Source organism: Gemmatimonadaceae bacterium, assembly GCA_016720905.1.
Lineage (GTDB): Bacteria > Gemmatimonadota > Gemmatimonadetes > Gemmatimonadales > Gemmatimonadaceae > Gemmatimonas.
This window is the reverse complement of sequence record JADKJT010000005.1, coordinates 204,171-230,239: the sequence shown is the minus strand read 5'-3', so window position 1 is coordinate 230,239 and position 26,069 is coordinate 204,171. Positions and strand designations below refer to the sequence as shown.

At 64.0% G+C, this 26,069-nt stretch carries 19 protein-coding genes and 1 pseudogene; 8 read left to right on the top strand and 12 right to left on the bottom strand.

The window, feature by feature from the left end; translation table 11 throughout:
• Entirely contained in the window at positions 1–873 is an 873-nt protein-coding gene (locus IPP90_07145; GenBank protein MBL0170499.1) for a DUF4249 family protein, read from the top strand.
• Here the strand turns inward: IPP90_07145 and IPP90_07140 are convergent.
• The 7 genes from IPP90_07140 to IPP90_07110 form a co-directional block, all read right to left on the bottom strand.
• Positions 857–1,351 carry a hypothetical protein gene (locus IPP90_07140; protein ID MBL0170498.1) on the bottom strand — a complete coding sequence of 165 codons (495 nt, stop codon included), beginning with the start codon at positions 1,349–1,351 and terminating at the stop codon, positions 857–859. The two genes, IPP90_07145 and IPP90_07140, sit on opposite strands and share 17 nt — an antisense overlap.
• Positions 1,348–1,785, bottom strand: coding sequence for a hypothetical protein (locus IPP90_07135; protein MBL0170497.1), 438 nt, complete (start codon positions 1,783–1,785; stop codon positions 1,348–1,350). Before IPP90_07135 ends, IPP90_07140 begins: the two co-directional genes overlap by 4 nt.
• The gene (locus IPP90_07130; GenBank protein ID MBL0170496.1) at positions 1,782–2,411 is read right to left on the bottom strand and encodes an RNA polymerase sigma factor; all 630 of its coding nucleotides are present in this window, start codon (positions 2,409–2,411) and stop codon (positions 1,782–1,784) included. Before IPP90_07130 ends, IPP90_07135 begins: the two co-directional genes overlap by 4 nt.
• Positions 2,398–3,102, bottom strand: coding sequence for a hypothetical protein (locus IPP90_07125; GenBank protein ID MBL0170495.1), 705 nt, complete (start codon positions 3,100–3,102; stop codon positions 2,398–2,400). The genes IPP90_07130 and IPP90_07125 overlap by 14 nt, the downstream gene beginning before the upstream one ends.
• Before the next feature lie 39 nt (positions 3,103–3,141).
• Positions 3,142–4,992, bottom strand: a complete 1,851-nt coding sequence (locus IPP90_07120) for a CotH kinase family protein (GenBank protein MBL0170494.1) — start codon at positions 4,990–4,992, stop codon at positions 3,142–3,144.
• Positions 4,993–5,369: 377 nt separating this feature from the next.
• The gene (locus IPP90_07115; GenBank protein MBL0170493.1) at positions 5,370–6,767 is read right to left on the bottom strand and encodes a beta-lactamase family protein; all 1,398 of its coding nucleotides are present in this window, start codon (positions 6,765–6,767) and stop codon (positions 5,370–5,372) included.
• Positions 6,764–8,731 carry an amidohydrolase family protein gene (locus IPP90_07110; protein ID MBL0170492.1) on the bottom strand — a complete coding sequence of 656 codons (1,968 nt, stop codon included), beginning with the start codon at positions 8,729–8,731 and terminating at the stop codon, positions 6,764–6,766. Before IPP90_07110 ends, IPP90_07115 begins: the two co-directional genes overlap by 4 nt.
• A 112-nt stretch (positions 8,732–8,843) precedes the next feature.
• Here IPP90_07110 and IPP90_07105 point away from each other — a divergent pair, with 112 nt between their 5' ends.
• From IPP90_07105 to IPP90_07095, 3 genes are all read left to right on the top strand, one after another.
• The gene (locus IPP90_07105; GenBank protein ID MBL0170491.1) at positions 8,844–9,050 is read left to right on the top strand and encodes an AbrB/MazE/SpoVT family DNA-binding domain-containing protein; all 207 of its coding nucleotides are present in this window, start codon (positions 8,844–8,846) and stop codon (positions 9,048–9,050) included.
• Positions 9,047–9,424, top strand: a complete 378-nt coding sequence (locus tag IPP90_07100; protein MBL0170490.1) for a type II toxin-antitoxin system VapC family toxin — start codon at positions 9,047–9,049, stop codon at positions 9,422–9,424. The genes IPP90_07105 and IPP90_07100 overlap by 4 nt, the downstream gene beginning before the upstream one ends.
• 61 nt (positions 9,425–9,485) lie before the next feature.
• Positions 9,486–10,076: a DUF2911 domain-containing protein gene (locus IPP90_07095; protein MBL0170489.1), complete on the top strand. Its 591-nt coding sequence runs from the start codon at positions 9,486–9,488 to the stop codon at positions 10,074–10,076.
• A gap of 3 nt (positions 10,077–10,079) precedes the next feature.
• On the opposite strand, the gene IPP90_07090 is transcribed toward IPP90_07095, so the two are convergent.
• From IPP90_07090 to IPP90_07080, 3 genes are read right to left on the bottom strand one after another with little or no spacing between them, the layout of a single operon-like run.
• Positions 10,080–12,947 (bottom strand): protein kinase, encoded by a 2,868-nt coding sequence (locus IPP90_07090; protein MBL0170488.1) that lies wholly within the window; start codon positions 12,945–12,947, stop codon positions 10,080–10,082.
• A gap of 46 nt (positions 12,948–12,993) precedes the next feature.
• On the bottom strand, positions 12,994–14,727 hold the full coding sequence (locus IPP90_07085; protein ID MBL0170487.1) for an amidohydrolase: 1,734 nt from the start codon (positions 14,725–14,727) through the stop codon (positions 12,994–12,996).
• Positions 14,728–14,768: 41 nt separating this feature from the next.
• A complete protein-coding gene (locus tag IPP90_07080) occupies positions 14,769–17,747 on the bottom strand; it encodes a prolyl oligopeptidase family serine peptidase (protein ID MBL0170486.1) in 2,979 nt (992 codons plus the stop codon).
• A 276-nt stretch (positions 17,748–18,023) separates the two neighbouring features.
• On the opposite strand from IPP90_07080, the gene IPP90_07075 reads away from it, so the two are divergent.
• The 4 genes and pseudogenes from IPP90_07075 (at position 18,024) to IPP90_07060 (ending at position 22,827) form a co-directional block, all read left to right on the top strand.
• Positions 18,024–19,955 carry a carbohydrate binding family 9 domain-containing protein gene (locus IPP90_07075; protein ID MBL0170485.1) on the top strand — a complete coding sequence of 644 codons (1,932 nt, stop codon included), beginning with the start codon at positions 18,024–18,026 and terminating at the stop codon, positions 19,953–19,955.
• Between the two features lie 61 nt (positions 19,956–20,016).
• Positions 20,017–21,429: pseudogene (locus IPP90_07070) on the top strand (IS21 family transposase).
• Between the two features lie 233 nt (positions 21,430–21,662).
• Entirely contained in the window at positions 21,663–22,430 is a 768-nt protein-coding gene (locus IPP90_07065) for an ATP-binding protein (protein ID MBL0170484.1), read from the top strand.
• 133 nt (positions 22,431–22,563) lie between these two features.
• Complete coding sequence (locus tag IPP90_07060; protein ID MBL0170483.1) at positions 22,564–22,827, top strand: hypothetical protein; 264 nt, start codon at positions 22,564–22,566, stop codon at positions 22,825–22,827.
• Positions 22,828–23,401: 574 nt separating this feature from the next.
• On the opposite strand, the gene IPP90_07055 is transcribed toward IPP90_07060, so the two are convergent.
• Positions 23,402–24,199 carry a hypothetical protein gene (locus tag IPP90_07055; GenBank protein ID MBL0170482.1) on the bottom strand — a complete coding sequence of 266 codons (798 nt, stop codon included), beginning with the start codon at positions 24,197–24,199 and terminating at the stop codon, positions 23,402–23,404.
• Positions 24,200–25,561: 1,362 nt separating this feature from the next.
• Positions 25,562–25,840 (bottom strand): hypothetical protein, encoded by a 279-nt coding sequence (locus IPP90_07050; GenBank protein ID MBL0170481.1) that lies wholly within the window; start codon positions 25,838–25,840, stop codon positions 25,562–25,564.
• Positions 25,841–26,069 lie beyond the last annotated feature (229 nt).

Sequence of the window (26,069 nt, the reverse complement as noted above, 5' to 3'; positions counted from 1 at the left end):
ATGCGCGGAAACCCCAAGACCCCTCGGCGCGCCTGTGCGCCGACTGCCGGTGCCGTACTCGTTGGCGCCATCGCCTGCGGCGCCATCGCCTGCGGTGATCCCACCGCGACCGCGGCCTCCGCGCGCGAACCCGTCGTGCGGGCCTACCTGTACGCGGGTCAGCCGGTGAACGACATTCGCCTGACATGGACCGCCCCTATCGGAACGCCAGACTCTCTTGCCGACAGCGCATCGCCACCGATCAATGATGCTGCCGTGACGCTGGTGCGTAGTGGTGTTCGCTATCTCCTCACCCGGTCTCCAGGCGACAGCGGGTACTACCGATACACGGGCACGGATCTCACCGTTCGCGAAGGTGACGTGTTCGATTTGGACGCCACGGTCAACGGCAAGTCGTTGACAGCGAGAACGACCGTCCCCGTTCGCCCCTCCGGCGCACACATGTCGGCGCCCACGTTGAAAGTGCCCACGTTCACGTTCACCCCGGGCTCCGGGCCACCGGACTTCACGGCCGGAACGGTGCTCGTTCGCTGGACCAAGAGCAGTGCTGCCTTGTACTTTGTGACACTCGAAAGTGCCGAGGCCTCGCCGGTTCGCATTGACCTCAATGTGCCCATCCCGATTGGCGGCGGGCGCCGGTTCATCTTTCCACCGACATCGGCCGACAGCACGCGCGTGAACGTGTTTTCCCTCACCTACTACGGCAAGTACACCGCGCGCGTGTGGCGCGTGAACGAAGAATACGCCCAGCTGTATGCCACCTTACAGCAGGATTCACGAGACCTGAACGAGCCCATCTCCAACGTGTACGGCGGCCTCGGCATCTTCAGCGCGTTTTCGGCCGATACGACGTCGTTTACGGTGGTGAAGTAGGTCGGCCGGAGGGCGGACGCCCCATGCGCTCGCGGACGACCTTGACCTTGGCGCGTTGCGTCGGGTTCAAAATGGAATCCATCGCACTTTGCGCCTCGCGGGTGATGGAGTCGGTCGTGGGTCGCAACGCATCGGTGGCGCGACGGATCGCCTCCATCTGCCGTGTGAGCACCGAGTCCACCTGCACCTGTTGTTTCGGCGTCAAATCGAGATCCTTGGCCATCTGCGCCGAGAACCGGCGCCGCATTTCCGGACTCGGCTCGCGCCCGCGTGGCGGGCCGCCACGGAATCCGGGTCTTCCCCCAAAGGTCGGTCCTCCAGGGAATCCTGGCCTCCCGTCAAACATCCTTGGCAGCAGCACGCCGCGGTCCAACGCGACGCCACCAATCACTGAGGCTGCGGCCACCGCGACCAGTACCATGACGCCCATTACGCGGGACCGGATCGTGCGCTCGGCCGATGCATTGTCACCGTTCATTTGGTCACCTTCGGCGTGACAGGCGCCAACAGCACCTCGTCGGCGTTTTCCGGCAGCAGCAATTGCTCAGCGATAGACGGTGTGCGGCCCGACTCATCGGCACCACGGTACGTCAGATCGTACGCCAACGTCAGTGTAGGATCTTCGGTTTCTGCAGCAACCGGCAGCTGTCGCAGCAGCACCATCGCCAGCAGCGCCGCCGCGAGACTCAAGGGAATAGCGATGCGACCGAATCCTCCGGTGACATCCAGCCAGGTCGGGCGTGCTACGGCGCGCATAGTGCGGCGAGAACGCACGGCGAGTGGCGCGGACGCCGCTTCAAGGATGCGGCTGCGCAAGGCGGTCACGTCCGGTGCCATTGGCAGTTCATGGAGCGCACGTAGGTGCTCCGCCAGCTCCTGATCGGGCTGGTCATCGAAGCGGTGTCTGTTCATCCGGTCTCCTGATTCGGTCGCAGGGCGTCATCGCGCAGATTTCCCAAGGCCGCGCGCAATGTGCGCCGCGCGTCGTGCAAATGCCATCGAATCGTTGGTTGTGAGAGCTGCAACTCCACGCCGATGTCGGTCGTCGTCCATCCTTCCACCTCGTGCAACATGATCACCTGGCGCTGACGGTCGGAGAGCGCGGCAACCGCCCGCGCAAATCGTTCCTGCACTTCTGCGCGCTCCGCTATCGCGTCCGGCAGGCTGTCGATTGACGGTGTGACGTCACTCAACGGCTCAGCGTTCCGCACGCGCCGCGACTGTTGGCGATTGAGCCCGAGATTCGTCAGCACGCGCATGAACCACGGTGCAAACGCGCGCGAGCCATCGTGCTGCTCAAGTCGCTCGAGCGCTCGGAGACACGCGTCCTGCACCAGATCCTCCGCATCCTGTTCATGTCTCAGCAGTCGCCGCGCGAGCTGCAACGCGCGCGGCAACACGGGTGTAATGAGTGCATCGAATGCCAACGCATCACCGCGCCGTGCGCGAGCGATGAGATCCGTATCCCGCGCGAGCGCTGCGACGTCATCTGGTTCGGACGATGAGGCGGCAGCACGGTGCTCATCATGGTCGAACACGCCCGCGGGGATCGGTCCGTTCGCGACCGCCGCCGTCGCGCGTTGGCATCTTGGGCAGTGTCTTGCGCAAGTCCTTCGACTGCTCGTCGAGAATCTTCGTGGCTCGCTCACGCTGGCCATCGTCAACAAGCGCCAAGCCATCGGCGACGTCCGCCGGCCGACGCTGCAACAGCGCGTCGCCAATCTCCGTCATCACACGCATCTGTTCGGACATCAGCGCCATCTCCTTCTCACTGGGCATCGCACCGCCACCGGGGGCGCCGCCTCCCGGAGGACCGCCTCCCGGAGGACCACCTCCCGGCGGGCCACCCATACCACCGCCCATGCCGCCCGGCGGACCCGACATGTCCTGAGGCAGCTTCGGAGGCTTGAAATCGCGTCGCACGGAATCATAGCGTGCCAGCAGGTCGGCATTGCGTTCGTACAGCCGGGCCTTGAGCAACGTCAGTTGTTCAATCTGCGTGTCCGTCAGCTTCAGTTTCTTGCGTTCGTCAAGCAATGCGAGCGCGGCGTTGAACGGCTCAAGTTCCTTGGCTGTCGGAAATTTTGGCGCCGTAGATGTTCGACCTCCCGCCATGCCGCCCGGCGGTCCACCTCGTGGGCGCCCACCCATGCCGCCGCCCATTCCCCCTTGCGCGGTTACGGCGATCGGCGCGAGTGCGACAACGAGAACGAGTATCCGGAAATTCATCAGGCGGCTCCACCAAGAATGAGAGTACGTGGGTTTCATCTACGGCTTCTCCTTCCACGCCAGCAGAAACGCCCGACGCTTGTCCGCAAACTCCTTGAGCTCCGCCGCGCTCTTCTCAAACGCCTCGTAGCTCTCCAGCGTGCGCGTGTCGGCCTTGATGTCGGCGGCGATCAGCGATTGCGATCGAGTCACCATGGGCTCCAATGCCTTCCAGTCCAGCCACGTCGTGGCAATCTCGCGGACGTACGAAAGATATCTGGCCCGTAGCGCCGGGACGGCCAGCAGTTTCGAACGCAGCGGCTTCGTTGCGTCGGTGAGACCCACCAACGGATCGGTGTCGACGCCGCCGCCCATCATCATTCCGGGACCACCCGGCCCACCGGGACCACCCGGCCCACCGGGACCACCCGGCGGACCACCGCGCCCGGGAAACCTGAGCGTGTCGGCGCCACGCGCACGCATGAACGCGGCCATGGCGGCGGAATCCATGGGCGGCATGCCTCGGCCACCGCCGCGACCACCTCCGGGTCCATCGCGCCCGGGGCCACCACCACTGCTGAACGTTTCGTTGACATCCTGCGGGATGACATGAAACACGCCCTTGGAGTCCTGATAGAGGCTGTAGTCACTGGCACGCACCCAATAGCCGTCGCCGTTGACGAGCGCCACGTCGAGCGCGAGAAATTTCAAGACGCCATCGATATCGAGCATGGGCGTCAACGCCGACTCGAGTTGGGCCGGCGGCGTCTGATTGAGCACGCGCGTCAGATTGACCAGATCGGCCCATGATTTTGGAGTGTCTTTCGACTTGATCTCAAACGCCTGCTTGTAGGCTTTGGCGTCGTCGCCCACGTACTCCAGGCCACCACGCGCGCTGGGGTTTCCCGGCACTTTCCATCGCGCGCCCTCGGTGGTGCCGTAGTGATCACGAAGGAAGTCCTTGTTGAACTGCTGCGAATTGACGTAGACACCCCAACTCTCACCGTTGATAGCGACGCGCGCGAAGTTGGCCATCGGCGCCGGGATGTAGGTGCGCGCGATCTGCGCATACAGGATCGAGTGTATCCACGAGGCGTCCTCGTGCGAGTTGAGCAGATTGAGTGTGCGATATCCGCCCAGCTGCTGCGTGTCGCGCACCGCGTCCAGCGACAGATTGATCGAGTGCTTCTGTCCCTCGGGCACCATCATGAACGAGGACATCCCGCGGAAACGCATGCCCACGTCGCGAAACACGCGGTCGTCCACACGCAGCGTGGCGGGCAGTTCGATGTCGGTGTCCTTGAACAGCATCAACGCCTTTTCCCAGTTCGCGTCCTCGAGTTCCAGGAAGAACGTGCGAACGGTGGCCAGGTCGTACACCTTCGCCTTCGGATAGAGCTTCACGTCGGCCGGCGTGAGCTTGGCACCCGGCCCGGCAGACGCCGCGGCGGCCATGCCTGGCGGCCCGCCGCGTCCGCCGCGCCCCATTCCCCGTCGCCCCCCTTCGGCTGCGGCTTCCGCCACCAGCGAGTCGTAGGCGGCCTTTCGCTCAGCGGCGTTGAGGCGCTTGTCGCCATCCTTGTCGAACACCTTCACCAGCTTGCGGTCTTCCTGCGCGCCGCCCCAGGCCCCGGCGGTGGCCGGCCTGCGGACATCGGCGACAACCGCGTGGCGTCGACCGGCCGCCCGCCCAAGGCCCGCCTGCGGCTGCGTTGGGTGGGTGGAATTTTTTTTGTGCCCCGCGGGCTCGCGCAGAAAATCGATTTCACGCACGTCGACACGGTGCACCTGCAAGCCCGTACGCACCCGCAGATCGGCCAGCAGCGCGTCGCGTGTGTGCCCGGCAGGCGCGTTGTCGTACTGCCGCCTGGGCCTCGCCCACGCTTCGAGAAAGAGGGTGAACAACAACACGAAAGAACGCCAATCGGTCGGCGGTGATTCAGCGGATCGAAATAGGTGGTCACGTACCGACAGCGCCGATGCCCGTTCACTTCAAGCACCCGATAGCGTCCAACACATTGCTGGAGCACGCCGGGAATCATGGACCCAGGAACAAGGAACTTGCTGTCCAACCGATCCATCAGTGTCGAGCGGCCGACCTCCTCAAGCGCCAACGCCGGGAATCGTGCCATGGCGGCATCGATGGCATCGCGCGTGCCGGGCAGCGACCCGCGCGATGTGGCGTGCGATGCAACGGGGCGGGCGGCGGGCAGAGGGTGCATGAATCCCAGTACAGACTTCCCGCCGTCGGCGTTTGGCGACGGGGGCCGTCCTCGGTCTGCCCGGATCTACCTCCGCCGCACCGCCTCAAGGCGACGCGAGCCGGTGCCGAACATGAATCCGGTGGCCCGCTCCCCCGCCACATCGAACGCCATCCGACTGCCGTCCAGTCCGACGAACACGTGGGCGCCCTGGGCACGCAGACGTATCGCGATCTGGCCGGCGGGCTCCACCATCAGTTGCTCGCCCTGCTCGAACACGCGCACGGCCTGCCGCGAGCCATCCGGCCGGGCCAGCGCGTATTCGCCCACGTATCGGGCCCGTTCGGTCGCGGTGAGCGTGAGATCTTTGGGTGCACCGGGGGAAGGTGCCGGCGCGATCCCCAGCACGGCGCGCATGATGGCGTCGGCCACCGCACTCGACGGCGCCGGTGATGTGTTGGACAGCACCGCGATGATCAGCGAATCCTGTGGCACGTAGGACAGAAACGAGATGAACCCGTTGATGCCGCCGCCGTGCGAAATCACGCGGCGTCCCCCCACCGTATCCGACCCGAGACCATAGCCATAGGTCATGGGTCGTCCGCTGGCGAAGGTGACCGGAGTGGTCATCTCGCGATACGACGCCGCGCTCACCACGCGTCCGCTGGACAACTGCTGCGTCCACGACACGAGGTCGCCTACCGTCGAGCAGAGCGAACCCGCTGCATACGGCAACTGCATGCTCATGAAATCGGTGTTCACGAGTCCTGTCGGCGCGCGGTCGTATCCCTGGGCGCGATGGGGAATAATGCGGCGCGCATCGCAGTAGTATGTCTGCGTGAGTCCGGCCGACTTGAACAGTGAGCTTTCGAGATGGTCGCCGTACTTCTTGCCGGTGACCTTCTCGAGGACCATGCCCAGCATGAAATAGCCGGTATTGTTGTAGTAGAATTGCGTCCCGGGCTCGTACTGCAGCGAATCATTCGCCACGATGGCGATCAGCGAGTCGGGCGCCAGATCCAGGCGTGACACTCGGCCGAATCGCGCACCGATATCGGTGTAGCTGGGGATGCCGGACGTGTGATTGAGCAGGTACCGAACCGGAATGGTGCGCCCGTGGGTCGGAAAGTTCGGGATGTACGTGTTCATGTTGTCGTCCAACCCGACGGTGCGTTTCTCCACCAGTTGCATCACGGCTGCGGACGTGAACTGCTTGGTAAGCGAGCCGATGCGAAACACCGTGGTGGGCGTCACCGGCAACTGGTTCTCCACGTCGGCGTAGCCGTAGCCTTTCATGAGCAGCGTGTCGCGGCCTTTCACGACGGCGACTGATATACCGGCCACCGCGCCACTCTTCACGGGTGCCGAGGCGATGGAGTCGAGGCGCGCTACGAGCGCGGCGCGTGACATCGGTTGGGCGCTCGCCATCGACGACACGCCGAGGATCGCGGGCAGCAGCCACGGGTATCGAGTGGCGTGCGTCATCGTTTCGTGATCTCCGTGGTTCCGGTGACAGTGCCCGTAAGTGTCGTCATGCCTTCGATAGCAATCACCACAGTGGCCGGTGTGCCTTTCGCCAGTGGATCTGCCCCTTCAACAATCAACGTGAATGCGCGCTCGTCGGGCCCCACGCGCACACGGCCCGTGACGCTGGCCCAGTTGGGTCCGGGTTGCAGCGTCCCGAACACCGTCGATTGCACACGTTCGCCAGTGGCGGTCGTGAACCGGAGGCTTCCCGTAGCCGCCCGCGCGCCTTGGCGCTGCGTCACGTTGATGGCCACACGGGTCGCGACCGAAACGCCCTCCGATTGCAGCGCCCCGGATACACGAACACGACGTGTGGCAGTCAGGCGCATCTCGCGACTCGGCATGTGCCCGCTGCGCCGCAGGGCCACGCCGCCGCGCGCACCGGTCACCGCGCCATCGCGCAGCGCCACCACACCGTTCACCAGCACCACGCGAATGCCATCGGACTTGAGGTTTGGTGCCTCGTACGTGGCGTGATCGATAATCGTCGCGGTATCGAATACGGCGATATCCGCCGCCATGCCCGGTGAGATAACACCGCGATCCACCATGCCCGTAAGCGCCGCCGGCAGTGCGCTCATTTTTCGCACCGCCTGCTCCCACGTGAGCACGTGTGTTTCGCGCACGTAATGGCCGAGGATACGCGGAAAGGTGCCAAAGCCGCGCGGATGCGCCCGGGTTTCGGTCCACGCGCCACAGTCGCAGGCGATCACGGCGTCCGGATACTGCAGAATCTTGCGCAGGTCGGCTTCGGCACCGAATGACAGGATGGCCGACGGGAATTCCGTTTCGAGTACGCGCACCACCGCTTCGCCCGGCGTCTTCGCACCCTGCTGTTGCATGATATCGGACAACTTTCGTCCCGTCTCATTGAGCACGATGCTGCTGGCGCCGTTGAAACGCGCGGTGATGGCCTGATCGGCCTCGACAATGATGCGCGCCCGCAGCGCCGGATCGGCAAATCGCTCGCGCATTTTCGCGATGCCGCCATCCTGCGCCCACCCCGGAATGATCAGCGCGGCCAGCGCCGTCTGGCCGGAGAGATACGGATAGACATCGGCGGCCACAAATCGTCCCGCCGCGGTTGCCGTTCGCATCATCGCCAGCACCGCGTCGGCCGTTCCCTGCTCATGTCCCTGCACCTTCATGTGCGTGAACACCGGGACAAGGCCGGTGCCTTCGCCAATCACCATCGTCTCTTCCATCCCTTTGCGCGAGCTGTAGCCGAACTCGGGCGCCAGACGATCGTGGTTGGGAAAGAACGTGCGCCACGGTCGCGCCGGTGACAGCACGTCAATGACCTCCGGCACCGTGGAGAAATACGCGGGCTTGTAGTCCAGCCCCGCCGAAATGCCAAACGCGCCGCGCTCGAGGTTGGCGAGAATCATCGTGCGCATGCGCGTAATGTCGCCCGACGTGGGCCGTTTGTCTGACGGCCCCATCACACTGGCCCACACCGAATTGAAGCCGGCGCTGGCGGCCACATTCACCGCCAATCCGGCCTTTGCCACACCATCCAGTTGCGCGCCGATATCGGCCGGTCCGGCGCCGTCGGCGTTGAGCAACTCGGTGGTCACGCCCTGCGTGAGCATGTTCTCCGCCGTGGGAAGTACGGACGGCACGGCGTGGCTGTGGATATTGATGAAACCCGGGGCCACGAACAGTCCGCGCACGTCGATGTCGGTGCGTGCCGTGGCGCGTGACAGGTCGCCGACGCGGGCGATGTGGCCGCGGGTGATGGCCACGTCGGCGCGGAATCGCGGGGCGCCCGTGCCGTCAACGACGGTACCGCCGCGGAGGATGAGGTCGTAGGTGGTCGCTGGCTGCGCGGCGGCGCGGCCAGCGGGCGCGACAGCAGCGGCGACACACACGGCGGTCAGCAAGCGGCGAATGATCACGATGGACAGGATGGATGCGCGCATATGCGAATGAACCAGTCCGCTGCCATCTCGGCAAGCGCACGCCGTGCCCATGGGTTGACCAGTCGCATCGATAGCACTATCGTTGTACGATACGTCTATCGATGAGGATGCCATGGCTGTTGTTACCGTCTCTCCGAAATTCCAGGTAGTCATTCCGCGCGAAATTCGCGAGGCGCTGCGTCTGGAGCCAGGTCAGAAGGTTCAGGCGCTTCAGTATCAGAACCGTATCGAGTTCATCCCCGTGCAGGCCATGCGCAAAATGCGTGGCTTTTTGAAAGGGATGGACACCACGGTCACCCGCGATTCGGATCGCGTGTGAACCTCGTCGATTCGTCGGCGTGGCTGGAGTACTTTGCGGCCGGGCCGCACGCCGGTCACTTTGCCGCGGTCATAGAGGACGTGGATCGCCTGCTGGTGCCCACGATTGTCCTTCTCGAAGTCACACGCCGCGTGATGCAGCAACGTGACGAGGACGCGGCGTTGCAGATTGCGGCCGTACTCCACCAGGGGCAGGTGGTCGCCCTCGATGCCGGCATCGCGCTGAGTGCGGCGCAACTTGGCGTGGCCCACAAGCTGCCGTTGGCGGACAGCATCATTTACGCGACCGCCAAGCAACATGACGCGACCATTTGGACTATGGACGCCGACTTTGCCAGCCTTCCCGGTGTACGGTACTTTCCCAAACGAAAGTAGCTGGCCCATCGCTCGTCGCCGTGTAATTGTGATTCGTTTCCCCCCTCGCTCCCTACCGACCATGCGCATTCTGTTCCCTGCTCTTGCGTTGTCGCTTCTTCTCGCCGCACCGCTGGCCGCACAAGCCGGTGCTCGCCGCGCCGCGCCCAGCACGCGCGGCATCGCCGAGGTGTCACTCACGCTGGTTGATACGGCCGCCCAGCGTGCCGCCGGCAAGCCGGCGCTCATTCGCATGGACTATGGACAGCCGCACCTGCGTGGCCGACGGATCAATACCGACAGTCTCGTGCCGTTCGGTGCCGTGTGGCGGCTTGGCGCCAATTCGGCCACACTCTTCACCACCGACGTCGATTTGACGATAGGCGGCCAGAATGTGCCCAAGGGTCGCTACGTCGCGCAGGCGTTGCCCACACGTACCGGATGGACGCTGATTTTGCAGGCCGAGACCACGGGAGCGGCTTCGGTTGCCGTGGCGGAGTATGACATGAAGAAAGACGCGGCGCGCATTGATCTCACCGTGCGCACGATGGCATCGCCGATCGAGAGCTTCTCGGTCTGGCTTATTCCGTCCACGGCGCCCGGCGTGCAGCGCGGCGAGCTGCGTATGGCGTGGGATACCGTGATGCTCACCACCGAATGGGTGGTGCGGTAGCCGCTACCCCCGCTTCGCCTCAAGCCTCACAATCCGTTCCCGCACGTCAGCCACCACCGGCTGCAGTTCCGCGTCGGCATCCTTCCATAATTCCACGAACTCGCGGTAACGCCGGATGGCCTGTACGAGATTGCCACGGTCTTCGTACAGTTCACCCAGTCGTTTGAGTGCACGCGCGCGTTCCATCACATCTTCACCCGTGCGATCAGCCGGTACGCGGCTGGCCAGACTACGCTCGTACACCGCGACCACGGAGTCGCGCATTCCGGCGGCATCAAACGCACGTGCCAGGGCGCCGCTGCCACAGATGAGGCAGAACTGTTCAGCGCCCACCACGCGACGGAACTGCCCAATGGCGTCGAGCGGACGTTTTTCGGCCAGTGCGATCTCGCCGTTGATCCACTGTGTCCAGGTGGTGTCGCGTGGCAGCAGTGGCCCTGCTTCCGCGAGCATCTGGCGCGCGGTCCGGACATTCCCCGTGCGGGCATGCAGAAACGCGCGATACAGAAACGCCTGATCCTCGCGCGGTACCGTGGTGCCCACCAATGCCGAGTCAATGCGCGACAGGCCGCGTCGAGCCCCCGTGGTGTCATCCAGCAACACCAGGCGCGCCTCGGCCATCGTGGCGTCAATCGAGTACATGCGGGTAGGATCAAGGCGCTGCACGAGCGGGCGGACGACCCGCTGTACTTCGTTCTCCGCCACGCGCAACCGCCCGCGCATGATCAGCAGTTCGGAGCGGCTCCTGAGAAGCTCGATACTGAACTCGGGGTCCGGCTTGCTGGCCAGCGTACTGTCCACAATGGCCGCAAGACGCGAATACTCGCCCGCCGCCGCGCTGATCTTCTCCGCGTAGTAGTACTCCAGACGCGTGGCGATCTCGCCCTTGGGTATTGTGCGACGCAGCGAGTCCATCAGCGCCGTGTCGGCGCGCGCAACAGCCACTTGCTGCAACATCTCGAGTGGCGCCAGCGACCCGGGGCGCGCGACCACTGCGGCCTTGAACAGCGACTCGGCGTCGGCGAAGCGCCCGCGCGCCAGCATCTGTCGACCGAGATTGTTGAGGGCCGCGTAGTTGGTGGGGTCGATGGCGAGCAGCGCGCGATACGCCGCCACTTCTTCCGTGAACTCGCCACGGGCGGAATGATATCGCGACTCCACACGGAGTCGTTCCACCGGCACGAGTTTCTGACGCAAATCGTAAGCGCGCGTGACGGCGCGCGTGCGATCGGCCAGACGAATACCCGCGTTGCCCAAGCTCGTCGACAAACCGACCCAAGCACTGGCGAACACGCTGTCCAGTGCGATGGCCTTCTCAAACTCGCCCGCCGCCGACAGCTGCTGCCCCTGCCGCATCAGCTCGATACCCGCCGCGTACCGCTCCAGCGCCGCGAACGACGTCGTAGTCACTGAGGGCAGCGCCGAACTTCCTCGCAACGAGGCAACCGACTCGCCAGCCTTCTGCCGAATGGCTTTGGACAACCGGTCCGTCGCATCCAACAATTGACTTGGGTCACGTGCCGTTTCGCGCAGCGCTGCCACTTCCACACCATCCGCCACGCTCACCAATCGCGCCGTGAGCACATAGCCAGTACCCAGTTTGCTCAGAGCCCCGTTGATGAATGCCTTGGCACCGGTGCGTTGCCCAACCGCACGCGCCAAACTGTCCGTGAGCTCGGCATCAGGCGCCAGTCGCATGGTTTGCAGCGTCGTGCGCACCATCTGCGGCTCGGCGGCGCGCAACCGGTTGGACTGCTGCAGGTCAATGCGCAGTGCTTCGGTAATCGCCCGCGCCACTGATGAATCGGCGGCCTCGTGACTGAACGATGCCACCAGCACCAGATCGCGTGCCGCACCCGTCTCGCTCGCGGAGCCCGGCCTGCCGTTCCGCCAGATGACAGCGGCAACCATGGTCGCGAGCACGGCACCACCCACGTACCACTTTCGTCGACGGCCAGCGGCGAGGGCCAATGCCGTGTGCGATACGGGCGAGCCACCGGTCGTCGACGCGCTCAGGCCGCCTGCCGCCTCCAGCACGTCCAGTGCCTCAAGCACAGCGTCCGCACTGGATGGTCGGCCTGCGGGATCTTTCGCGAGGCACTGCATCAACAGCGCATCGATTCCCGCCGGCAACTCGGCCCGCAGCGTGCGCGGCGCGGCCGGCGTTACCTGCACCTGCGACGCCAGTGCCTGGGACGCCGTGAGTTCACCAAACGGCGCCTTGCCCGTGAACATTTCATACGCCACCAGCGCCGCCGAATACACGTCGGTGCGCTGATCGACTTCGGACATCCCCGCCGCCTGCTCCGGCGCCATGTAGGCCGGTGTCCCCACCACAAAGCCAATACCGGTAAGTGACGATCCGTTTTCGGCATTGGTGGCCGACGCCATGGCCTTGGCAATCCCGAAGTCGGTGACCAGCGCATGACGGCCGCTGATCAGCACATTGTCCGGCTTGATATCGCGATGAATAAGTCCGGCCTTGTGCGCGTGCGCCAACGCATCGAGCATTTCGCGCCACACCCCCAGTGCGTCGCGAATGCTCAGCGCACCGCCGGTCAGTCGCGCGCGCAGCGATTCGCCGCTCACAAACGGCATCGAATACCACAGGGTGCCCGCATCTTCACCCGTGGCCAGCACCGGAACGATGTGCGGGTGCTGCAAGCGCGCCGCGAATTGCACTTCCTGTCGAAACCGATCCGAGTTAACCGTCGCCGCCATCTCGGTCGGCAAGACCTTGAGCACCACCTGTCGTCCCAGTGCAATCTCTTCCGCCACGAACACGCGGCTCATGCCGCCGCCGCCCAATTCGCGGTCTATGCGGTACTTGTCGCCCAGACTGGCGCGAAGCGCACTGAGAAGATCGGTCATGCGCTGAAGCTACGCGTCGTATCGACAGCGTGCAAAGCAGGCGGCACTATCGCCCCCGCTCATACACCACCCGCCCACGCGACACCGTCCACAACACACGCCCCTTGAGCAGTTCGGCCAGCGCCCTCTGGCGAAACGGGTCGACATCCATCACGGTGAAGTCGGCGCGTTTCCCCACCGCAATCGTGCCGGCCTGTTGTTCGTCAAATCCTGCATACGCGTTCCACACGGAATATCCGCGCACGGCTTCCTCCGCGGTCATGCGTTGTTCCGGATACCAGCCACCGGTGGGCGCACCGCTGGTGTCCTCACGCGTCATGGCCGAGTGCAGCCCGTAGAACGGACTCCAGCTTGAACCTGGCAGGTCGCTGGAGAACGCCAACCGCGCTTGTGCACGCCGCAATGTGCGCCAGGCATACGCGCCCTGAATGCGTCCCGCGCCCAGTCGCTGTTCCGCCCATCCTTTGTCTTCCACCGCATGCGGTGGCTGCATGGAGGCAATCACCCCCATCGACGCGAACCGCGCGATATCACTGGGCGACACCACCTGCGCATGTTCCACGCGATGCCGCAGTGTGCGCGCCTTGGGCGCCGCCTGCATGACCGAGTCAATGAAATCGAGGGTGGCCCGATTGCCGGCGTCGCCGATCGCGTGAATGCCCACCTGAAATCCGGCCGACATGGCATCGGCTACCACCCGTTGATCAAACCCGTACGCACCGCCGCTTACGCCGCGATGTCCGGCGCGATCACTGTAGTCGGCCAGCAGTTGTGCGCCACGCGAACCCAGGGCGCCGTCGTAGTAGGCCTTCACGGCGCGCACACTCAGCATGCCGTTGGGCGACGTGTAGGGGCCGCGCGCAATCCAGGCGCGCACCATCGCCGAGTCGCGACCGCTGATCATGGCGTACACGCGCAATGGGAGAGAATCGAGCGCTGCCAGTCGTTCGAACGAGGCCATGACATCGGGCGTGGTGCCGGCTTCGTGAATGCCGGTGTAGCCCGCATCGGCCATCACGTGTAGCGCGCGCATGACCTGAGCGTCGCGTTGCGCGGCTGACGGTAGTGGCACGGCATCGTCAAGCAACGGCACGGCGCGATTCAACACCAATCCGGTGGGCTCGCCGGCGGCGTCTTGGCGAATCTCACCACCGGTTGGCGCTTTCGTGTCGCGTGTGATGCCCGCTTTGGTCAGCGCCGCACTGTTGGCCCACGCGGCGAATCCGTGCAAGCCGCGGAGGATGACCGGATGATCGGGCACGCGCTCTGAGATGAGCCGCTTGTCGGGATAGTGATTGGCCCAGGCGCCTTCGTCCCATCCGTAGCCGAGGATCCACTCGCCTTTGGGCGTGGTCGCGGCGCGCTGCGCAATCAGCTCAACCGCTTCGGCCTCGGTGGCGATCCCGGTGAGATTCACACGATCGAGTGCGGCGCCCAACTCGGCCGTATGTGTGTGTGCGTCCACCAGTCCCGGGAGCATGACCTGACCCTCCAGGTCGATCACGCGCGTGCTGTCGCCGCGGAGCGCCAAGGCACCGGAATCGGATCCGACATACACGATGCGTCCACTGCGCACCGCCACCGCGGTCGCGTCATGTCGCCATCCGGTGGCGGAGTCGAACGGGGCCGAGGCGGCCGGTACACCGTCGGTCGAAGGCTCGCTCCACGACAACGTGTAGACGCGCGCGTTGGTGAGGATGAGATCGGGTGTGGCCACCGGAATTGCGTCGGACGTGCCGCAGCCGACGAGCAGGCTGAGGACGGCAGTAGCACGGACCATCGACCAGCCGCGCGAGAACCGAGGTGGGGGGCACATCACCGTCAGGGTTTCTTCATGATGACGGGCTTGCCCGTCGCTTTTGACAGGTCCTTCGCGATGAACGGGACACCATCGGTCATCCACCTGGGGGCCGGCTCGCCCTTGAGGTAGTGATCGAAATACTCGAAGTACCGGGTGGTGAGGTCCCGGCGGTTGGCGAGTCCTCGCAGCCCATGGCCTTCGCCGGCATAGGCGAGCATGGCGGCCTGCTTGCCGTTGAAGCGCAGCGCGTTGTAGAAGTTCATCCCTTCGCTGAACGACACCGTGGGGTCGGCCGTCCCGTGCATGATCAGGAATGGTGAGGTGACTTCCGGCACATGCGTCAGTGCCGACTCGAAATGGTACACCTCGGGCTTTTCCCACGGGGAGAAGCCCCAGCGCCCCTGACCGTTCATGTAGTAGCCATTGCCATTCTGGCCGCTGCCGCCGGTCACCTGATAGGACCATCCCCAGCTCTGGCTGAAGTCGGAGTAGAGATCAGTCACGCCGGCACCCATGCCGACCGCCGCGAACAGCCGCGACCGCGTGCCGATGAACGCGGCGCCTTCACCACCGTAGCTGTGCCCGTGCACGCCGATGCGTTTCGGATCGGCATACCCCATAGCGATGACCTTCTTCGTCGCGGCCTCAACGGCGTCGAGCATATCGCTGTGCGATGAGCCCGTGTGGAACTGCACGTCGGGGAGCATGGTGAGATACCCGCGGCTCACGGCCTCCACCGGCATGCCGCCCATGCCGGTGAGGAAGGACGGCGTGGGATACCGATGCATGGTTTGCGAATTCTTTTCGTAGAACGTCACCAGCATGGGTCGCTTTTCGCCGTCCACGTAGTCATCGGGAATCGCGAGGATGCCCTGCAGCTTATCGCCGCGGCGCGTGGTGTAGTCGAACAGGATGCGCCGTCCCCACTTGAACTCGGCCTGCTGCGGGTTGGCGTCGGAAATTTTCTTCGCATTGGCGAAGTCGGCGCCGGATACCAGCACGTCGGGAAACTCGCGAAAGGTCTGGCGCGTGTACATGAACACGTCGCTGGCCGACGCGCGCAGCGGCGCGCTGAACGCGGCGTCCTCGTACAGCAGCGTTTGCATCGCGCCATTGGCGAGTCGTGAGAAACCGGCCTTCTTGGTGTACTCGCCGTACGTGGTGAGCGTGATGGGCTTCGACAGGTCGATCTCGCGCGCGACACGCGCGGCGCGGCGCACCGAACTGTCGATGGGCGACGCGCGGACATAGCGATGCACAATCTTGTCGCGCGTGCCGACGCCATTGGTCAGGTTGCGCGCCGCCGTGCCATCAAACGGCAGGAACCACAGGTCAAAGCGATGCTGCGCAATCACGCCGGTCCCATCGGCGGCGTATCCGGCCACGCCGTACGACGGTTTTGGGCCAGGATGATCTTCCTCCATGTCGGTGAAGTTCACGGTGCCGCCCAGCGTGCGTGACGTGCCGCTGACGAGGTCCATCGACTGCCACTTGGCGTCCTTCCAGTACAGGAAGAACCGGCCATCGGGCGAAATGCCGTTGACATGCGGGCCGGTGAGCTGGCCTTTGAGCATGAGCGTGCGTTCACCAGTGACCGTATTGACGCGATAGAAATCGGCAGCGGGCGGTTTGTAGTCGGAGACATACTCGCGGGCATCGCGCCCCACCGCCCACGTGCCGCTGGCGGGCATCTCGAGGTCACGCAGGGACGAATCACTGAGCGTGATGTAGCGCGCGGACGCGAGGTCGAATGCCTGACGGAACGTGCGGTTCCGGTCGGCCTCGATCTGGATCATCTGCTGGGATTGGACGCGCTCGTCCTGCGTGAGCCACACATCGACGTCGGCGATGGAATCCGTGCTGCGACGCCGACCGGTGTCGGGTAGCGCGGTTTGCGGGATGATGCCAAGGAAGACGCGTGCGCCATCTTCGCTCCAGGCAAGCGGCGCGCGGTCACTGACCACGAAACCCTTCGGGAATCCGGTGGCCTTGGCCGGGTTCAACACGACGGGAGACGTCGTCGCGGAGTTCATGGCGACCGGCACATCGGCAATCACGATCAGTTGGTTGTCGCGCTCCCGCATCTTGTCGACATCACGACCCTTGAGTGCGGCCACGCTGGTGCCCTTGTCGTTCCAGACCAAGCGGCCGTAGCGCAGCGAATCGTTGTCAAGCACGACGGTGCGACCGCCCTTGAGGTCCACCACGAACAGTCCGTTGCCGTCGCGAATCGCGGCGTCGACCGTGTAGGCCAGTAAGTCGCCGGACCGATTAAAGGCGATGTCACCGACGCTGCCAAGGAACTGGCTGCGTCCGGTGGAGAGTTCGTGCAACACGGCGTCGGACGCGCGCACCGCACCGCCCGCAGCGCCGGCACCACCGCGACCGCCACCGCCGCCATCGGCTCCCGTAGTCGCTGCTGGCGCTCCGGTCGGCCGACGGCGCAGCAGCAGGTGCGTAGATGTGGGCGAGAAGCTCGCGCTTTGCACGTCCTGCCATGACACCACCTTGCCGGTGGCGAGTTCGCGAAGTTCCCACCGGCGTGGGGGCGCAGCAGCAGCTCCGCCGCGGCCTCCAGTGACCGCGGGCTGTGCAGCGGGCGTCACGGGCGCCGTGCCCGATGCAGGCGAAGCCGCGGCGCTGTCACTCGCTCCGCGCCCGCTGCCTCGCGCCGGTGGTGGCGGCTCCACGAGATACGCGATCCATTTCGCATCGGGCGAGAACGCCGGTTGCGTGGCGTTCGGCACTTCGATCTCCTCGCTCGTGGCGAGATTGCGCAGGTGCAACACCGGCTTGGCATCGAGCGGTAGCGTGTTCGTGAATCGCAACCCGTACGCGACCCACTTGCCGTCGGCCGTGATGATGCTGTTGTCGATCGTGCGCCACCGCGCATAGTCCTCCGCCGAGAGCACCTTCTTGGCACCGGGAACGGGCGTCTGGGCCGGCAGGACGGTTGCCGAGCCAAGCAGGAGCGCGGCGAGAAGGGATGTGGTTCGCATCGGGCGCTATTTGACGGTGGAGGAAACGGGATGCCGGGCAGCCACGTCCCGCAGTGGTGAACAGTCGAGCGACGGGGTTAAGTATATCGCTCGCTCCGCTTGTCGTCCCCAAAATCGCCCACCGTGAAGCCAGTCTCGGCACCCGCCTCATCCTTCGTCACCCGAATGTTCTGGTTGTCTCAGATCGTCGGAATTGGACTGATTTGGCTGCTCCCGTTGGGAAGAGCGCTAGGGGCGCAGGTCGATTCAGCCAAACGGACCGTCGTCTCCACTGGCATGCCCACACCGGCGACGGTTCCCGCGCTTCGCGTCGCGCCGTTGTTGAGCGGACTTCGCCTGGATGGTCGCATGGACGAAGCCATGTGGGCGACCGCGGACTCCATCGGGTCACTCACCGAAGTTGAACCGGTGGCGGGCCAAGTGCCCGCTGGTCGGACCGTGGTTCGTATCCTGGCCGACGCCGGTCGGATCGTGATCGGTGTGCGCGCTGACGATCCCGATCCCGGCCGCATTGTGAGTTTTGCCCGCGAGCGCGACAACGCGCTCACGAACGAGGATCACATCAAGATCGTGCTCGACACGTATCTCGATGGCCGGTCCGGCTACGTGTTTGCGGTGAACCCGAACGGCGCGCGCTACGATGCGCTCATTTCTGGACAGGGCGACGTGGAGAACGCCAACTGGGATGCGGTGTGGGATGCCGCTACCGTCCGTACGTCCACCGGGTGGTCGGCGGAAATCGTGATTCCCGTTCGCAGCCTGCAGTTTGCGCGCGGCCTGAGCACGTGGGGATTCAATATCCAGCGTCGCGTGCAGCGCCTGCTGGAGAATGACCGCTGGGCCAGCCCCGTGCGCGACTTCAAGATCACGCAGACATTTCGCGCCGGACGGTTGACCGACTTGCCCCCGTTTGCACTGGGTATTGGCCTGAGCGTGCGCCCCGCCGAGACCGGCTCATCCAGCGTACCGGCGCCCGGCGCGACGCGCAGCGATGCACATGATTTCAGCCTCGATGCCACGCAAACGTTGGGCGCCAGCACGTTGGCGGCACTCACGGTCAACACGGATTTCGCCGAGACGGAGGTCGACACGCGTCGCACCAACCTCACGCGCTTTCCCATCGTCTTCCCGGAGAAGCGCACGTTTTTTCTGCAGGGCAGCGACATCTTTGATTTCGGCCTCGGGCTCGGCGACGACGTCCGTCCGTTTTTCAGCCGCCGGATCGGTTTGCTGAATGGCGACGAAGTTCCCATTCGTGTGGGCGCGAAGATCACCGGCCGGGAGGGTGGCGCGAACTTCGGCGGCCTCGGCGTACGCACCCGCGAGATTGCCGCGCCAGCGGGCACCTCGTTGGTATCGACGGCCAACACGCTCGGCGTGATGCGCTACAAACAGAATCTGGGTCGCGAGTCCAGCGTCGGCATGATCGGATCGGCGGGTGACCCTATTGGTCGAACGGATAGCTGGATGGCCGGGGTTGATGCGAACTTCCAGACGTCACGCTTCCGCGTGAACAAGAACCTGCTGTTGGGCGCATGGGGCGTGCAGACGGATCGTGCCGGACTCACCGGCGATAAGACCGCGTGGGGCGCTCGCATCGCGTATCCCAATGACTTGTGGAACCTTTCCGCCACGTTCAAGCGCATCGGCGACGGCTTCGACCCGTCACTGGGGTTCGTCCCGCGCCGCGCGGTACAGATCATTGAAATCACCAGCAACTATCTGCCGCGGCCACGCGAGCGAGTGGCCGGGCTGCGCGTACGGCAAATGGTGCATGAGTTCCAACCACGCATCGTGACCGACTTGAGCGGTACGTGGGAGAGCTATCGCATCTTCATGGCGCCGGTGAACTGGCGCCTTGAGAGCGGCGACCGATTCGAGATCAATGCCAATCCCACCGGTGAGCGACTGGTCGCGCCATTCACCATCGCTCCGGGCGTAACGATTCCGGCGGGCGCCTACCACTGGATGCGGTATCGCCTGGAAGGCGGGTTTGCGCAAAAACGTCGATTGAGCGGTCAGGCGACCTGGTGGTTTGGCTCGTTCTACACCGGCACGTTGAACGAGATCATTCTCACGAGCGCCTGGAAGCCGTCGTCGCTGTTCAATCTCGAACTCAATGCGACGCGCAACGTGGGTCAGCTGCGCCCCGGCGGCCACCCAAAATCCCCCACCTGTGGCCACCCCAAACTCCCCCAGCTGGCGTGAGGGTGTGAGCATCTAATTCGGGGTGCCACCCGCGGGACGTTACGCTACCTCTCTCACCGCGGTGAGGGAGGCAGGAGTGAACGTCTTGAAGGCTCATTTACGAATTACCATCACCACGCTACTGGCGCGTGGCGCGTCGCAGCATGAGATCGCCCAACGCACGGGCGTGGATCGGAAAACGATTCGGCGGTACGCCCGAGCGGCCAAGGCCCGTGAGGCAAATGCCCCCAGGGTGGCCACCGGCTCGACGACGGATGGCGGCGTGATCGACGGCGAAATGCCCCCACCCTGGCCACCGGGACACGACGGGATCATGGCGTCCGCGCTCGTGCAGCCTGTGGTGCCGCTCCGTGTCGTGACGGGCCTCGCGACCTCGGCCTGCGAGCCGCATCGCGCGTGGATTGAATCGCAAGTCGCCCTCGGTCGCAACGCGGTGAGCGTGTTTCAGGATCTGGTCGACCAGCACGGCTTCACGCACCAGTACAACTCCGTCAAACGCTTCGTCGCGACGCTCAAGGCGCGGGCGCCGGAGCGCTTCGATGTGCTGGAGTTCTTGCCGGGCGAAGAAGCGCAGGTCGACTACGGTCTGGGCGCGCCGACGCGCACGGCGTCGGGCAAATATCAGCGACCGATCCTGTTCGTCATGACGCTCAAGTATTCGGGCAAGAGCTTTCGGAAGGTGGTGTGGAAGACGTCGCAGCTGGTCTGGGCGCAGCTGCATGAAGAGGCCTTCCGCGCCTTCGGGGGCTGCTGCCGATACATGGTGCTCGACAACCTGAAAGAAGGCGTGGTGCAGCCCGACCTGTATGAGCCGGGTCTCAATCCGGTGTATGCCGCGATGCTCGCGCACTATGGCGTCGTCGCCGATCCATGTCGTGTGCGCGATCCCAATCGGAAAGGGACCGTCGAGTCGGCGATTCAACACACGCAGGGCACGGCCTTGAAGGGGCGCACCTTCGAATCGCTGGAGGCGCAGAACGCCTGGCTCGCGCAGTGGGAAGAGCGCTGGGCGTCCCCGCGCATTCATGGGCGCAAGAAGCGCCAAGTGCTGGAACTCTATCGGGAGGAACAGCCGCACTTGCTGCCGCTGCCGCTTGAGGGCTTTCGCGCCTTCATGCAGGGTGTGCGGACGGTCGATGATGCGGGCCTCGTGCAGATCGAGGGTGCGTACTACGCGGCCGGCGAAGCGGCCCTCGCGAGCGTGGTCACGGTCCGCGTGTATGCGCATGCGATTGAGATTCTGGATCGCACGGGGGCGGTGCTACGCCGCCATCAGAAGGCGCTCCGCAAAGGGGCCTTCGTGATGGCCGAATCGGATCGCCTCTTCAATCCGTCACGGCACACGGCGCGCATCTTGGCGCGCGCCGCGCAGATCGGCCCACAGACGGCGGCGCTCGCGCAGGTGCTCTTCGCGCGCCTCGGCCGACCGGGACAGCGGGCGCTCTATGGCCTCGCGAGTTTGCCGCGCACGTATGCGTGCGCCGACATCGAAGCGGTCTGTGCGCGCTTGCTCGCGGCCGACTGCGTGTCGTACGCCGCGATCAAGACGGCGCTCGTGCGACGCGCCGAGGCAGCCCAGGCGGCCACAGTCATCGCGCCACCGCTCACGCAAGCGGGACCAGGTATCCGGGCGCTGACCGAATACCAAACGTTTTGGGAGCAACACGCGACCGACGAGGCGTCGACGCTCGACGCGGGCGTGTCCGTATGACCATGTCCATCACCGAACTTGAACAAGCCCTGCGCGCGCTTCGCTTGTCGGGCATGAGTGCGACGATGCAGGCGCGCGCGCTGCAGGTCGCGGCGCACGAGATGGATTTTCTCGAAGCGTTTTCGTGGCTCGTGCAAGACGAGCTCGATCGGCGACGCTCGCGGCTGCTCGAACGGCGCTTCACGCTCTCCGGGCTGCACGAGCGCAAAGACTTGAAGGACTTTGACTGGACGTACAACACGCGGCTGCCGAAACGCGATGTGCTCGCGCTCGGCACGCTGCAATTTCTCGATGCGAAAGAGGATTTGCTCCTGATTGGTCCACCCGGTACCGGCAAGAGTCACTGCGCCAAAGCGCTCGCGTTACTCGCCGTGCAACGGGGCTACAAAGTGCTGTATCGCGAAGCGCATCAGCTCATCGAAGATCTCGCCGAAGCGCGCGAGCTGGGGAAACTCCGCGCGTATCGCCAGCAACTGAAGGCGGTCGACCTCTTGCTGATCGATGATCTCTTCCTGCGCAAACTCCCCGCGCACGCCGGTGACGAACTCGCCGACGTGCTGATGAGCCGTTACGAAAGGGCGTCGACGCTGGTCACCTCGAACCGCCCGTTTGAAGACTGGGCGCGCTTACTCGGCGATACGGTCGTCGTGACGCCGCTCCTCGACCGCCTGCTGCATCACGGCCATCTGCTCAAATTCGAGGGCAAGAGCTGGCGTCTCAAAGAAGCCGCCGCGCGTCTTGCGAAGCAGACGAAGGGACCGTAGCCTCACCATGTCCCGCGCACGTCAGGTGGGGGAGTTTGACCCGGCCACAGCTGGGGGAATTTGAGGTGGCCACCGGGGGCTGCGTGAAGGATCCTTCACGCAGAATCTTGTTGGCACGCGCATCCGCATCAACGTGTCGCCCAATCTGCAGTTCAACAGCTACGCCCAGTACGACAATCAGAGCGACACGTTCGGCGCCAACACGCGTCTGCGCTGGACGTTCTCGCCGTTGGGGGATCTGTTCGTGGTGTACAACCACAACATGCGCCACGATATCGATCCCGACACCGGACTCCCAATTGGCGGCGGCCTGCAGAGTGACCCGACCAGGCGTGCAGCCTGGGGCTTTGCGTCGAATGCTTTGTTGGTGAAGCTCCAGTACGCGTTCCGGTTCTGATCAGGAACTCGCGCGGGCCTGCCGCCCGCCGTTGGTACACTGCGCGATGTCGCTGCGCTGCTGTTGCGGTATTGACGCAGCAGGCCGAGTTCTGCGTCTTCGTGTGCTTCCGTGATGAAGGAGCGTCAGTCTCGAGAGAGGCTCAAACTGACCAAGAGCGCGAGGTTGGCCACGAGATCTGACCACCAGCGTCGTCTCCAACGCGAGCTGTGCATAGGCGCGGAATCCCTCATAGGAGCGCGAAGGTCGCTAGTGTGTGATTGCCGGCAGAGCGGCTAACGCGTGAATGTCGGTTTCGTGAGTAAGGGCAATGCTGGTCCCACCGTCCTCAGCTACTTGAAGGCCGAGAACGAACGGCCCTCGCAGTCGACTCACCGAGAATCCCGGTGGGAGGAGCACCGTTCCCCGTTGAACGCCATCCAGTGAGTACACGTCGGCTTCACCCGGTGCTCCTCGCGCAACACTGCGTTGCAGCCAAAGGTCACCATTGTCATCGTGGTGCATGCCGGCAGGGACAAACACAGCCTTCACCGTCGCGACGGGAGCAGAGGCGAGGAGCTCACGAATACTGGCGTCACTCATTTCCGCTGGCGCGCATTCTGGCGTAGTGAGCTCTGCGAAAAGCTTTGACGGAGTCGATCTCAGACTGTGAACGAGCGACGCGCAGGAGGTGTTCGCGCACGATCGGCGCGATCGGCCGACCGTGGGCGTCGACCTGTTGCACTCGATACACCATTGGATCGTCTGCAAACGCAAGTGAGCCATCGGGGGCTATGGACGTATTGCAGAGCTCACACGACACGGCAATGCCATCGTTACTATCGAGCTGAACATGCGGTTGCTCGCTCGGTCCGCTGATTACCAGCAACCGCGCGATCTTGGCACCAGATGGGAACACCTTGAGTACGACGCCACCATTTGTGCGAAAAGGACCGTAGGACAAGCGGTAGTCTGCAAGACTAAGGTCAGCTAAGAACCTCCCTCGAGTATTCCAGAACAAAAGTCGTCGATTCCCGGAATCGACGGCCATAAATGAGTCTGGTCCCCACGCGAGTATCGACGAAATATTGCGAAACTCCCCGGGACCAGACCCATTTCGGCCCACGAAGGCAACCGGCAGGCCACCACTAACGACACCGATCTTCGTGCCGTCGCCCGATACCACTACGAATGTCGAGTCGGCAACCCAGTCCACATCCCGGATTTCTTCGAAGGCAGGACTGTCGAAATTGAAAATCGCTGACGGAAGTGCACGGACTGTTTGCACTGAACCGATCGACGAATCGATGCATGCCGTCAGCACAAAAGCTGCGGCCAGCCTGGAAAGACGTGCGCAGATGGTGCCGAATACCATTGACGCTTCGTTGCTCACTTCATGTGATGGTGAGACTGGATGCTAGTGCGGGAACTGGACCGCACACAAATCCAGCATGATATTCACCATGGTCGTGCACTCCTCCACTGTGTGATTCCAATCGCGGCACTGAAAATACGCCGCCCACGACGTCGTGACACATTGCCCATAGGTACTTTCGTCCTCTGCCCGAGCTTCGCCTGCCGAGAAGGTAGCGGCGAGGGCAAGGCATGACAGGCTCAGTTTCGTTTTCCTGGTCATCGAGATCTCCATTGGTGTGAGTCGTGGACAGTCTGACGCTGAGTTCGCAGGCGACGAGCGAGCGATCATGCGTGTAGTCTGCATACTCGTTGCATTTCGCGCTATGACTTTATTTTGTCATACGGTTCGAACGTGGCGAACGGCGAACGCGCATTGAAGGATCGGCGCCTGCGCGTCATGTCGATGACCGTTCTAGAATTGCGTCAGTATGGCGTTCGTAAGGTTTCCAGTGCTCCAACGCGTGCCTTCGCAAGTGCTCTACGCCAAGCGCGTTCAGGGCGCTCCACCTTAGACCGGTGACACGCTTGACGAACCGGTAGTAGGTCGCGGGTTCGCGACCGTGCTTCCATGACCATTGACTCAGCGTTGCCGCTGGCGCGACTTCCAACAGCCGCACCACGAAGTACCAATCGCGCAGCACTTGGTACGGTGGGAGGCCACGCTCGCGTAGCCATTCGTGGAGGGTGAGGGCAGAGGAGAACCCGAGCGCCCGCGACGCTCGAGACGCTCCGAATCGAGGATTCAAGTCGCTGCACCATAGCGTACACAACGGAGCCACTACCGCAAGAACTGCGTTGCAATCATCACGCGCTCGCGCGACTTCGTGATCGTGCATTGGCGTCACCGGAATGGTCGGAGCTACCGAGCAATACCTCCACTGTCAACGATTCGACCACGCGTCATCGCATGTCCTCCCACATCTTACCCCCCCCCCCAAGCAATACGCAAGCACAAGATTGTTCATCGTAATCTGTTGCGCTCGCCGCTCTGCACTCCTCTGATTCGAGACGTTCCGCTCCGAGCGACCGTACGGGGAACCTGCCTCACTCGCCGTTCGAATAGGAATTTCGGGAGGTCTGTCGGAAATATTCGACTTGTTCGTGCGCGAGGCACCTGCGGGACTGATGATCCGACGCCAACCGAAACAACAGCGACGCATGGAAGCGTCGGGCGTTTTGAGGTCCGGCGTTCCTTCACCACGCGCATGCTGAACACACCTATCCGTGCAAACCGCCACTATTGAGCGCAAAAGCACAGCGTGTCGTCGGGCGAACTGGCAGGATCGCTGCCGGTGGGGATGCAGAGCGGGGTGATCCACTGATGGGTGCCCGTTCCACCTCAGGAGCACAACCGGGGCGTCACGGTCAGCCACTCCTCGCACCATGCACCAATTCGTTCGGCGCAATCAGGTAGCGCACGGGCTTCGCTGAACGCGACATAGCCGTGGTATTTGAACTTGTCCTTCTCGGCAATCACGCGTTGGATCTCCTTGGCGATTTTGTCGGACAAACGATTGCCCAGTTCGTCGCACAGGAGTGCGAGTGCGACGGCGTGAACGGCAGACGTGGATCGTTTTCCGCCGTTGTGTATGGCGACGACGTCGGCATAGGCGATCACACTATGGACCGCGAGGATCGCGAGGATCGCGAGGGTGCTGGCGTGGCAGGCGTCGCCCTGTTCGGTGATGGCTCGCGCAGCATGCAGCAGGCGACAGCCTACTTCGGCGTAACTCTCGGCGCACGCCGGATCCGTACGCGTGGCACGATCCGGTTTCTGCCATCGGCAGGCAGTTCCGACAGAGGCAGGACCCACGACGGGCACCATGTCGCGTGCGATGTCCGGCCAA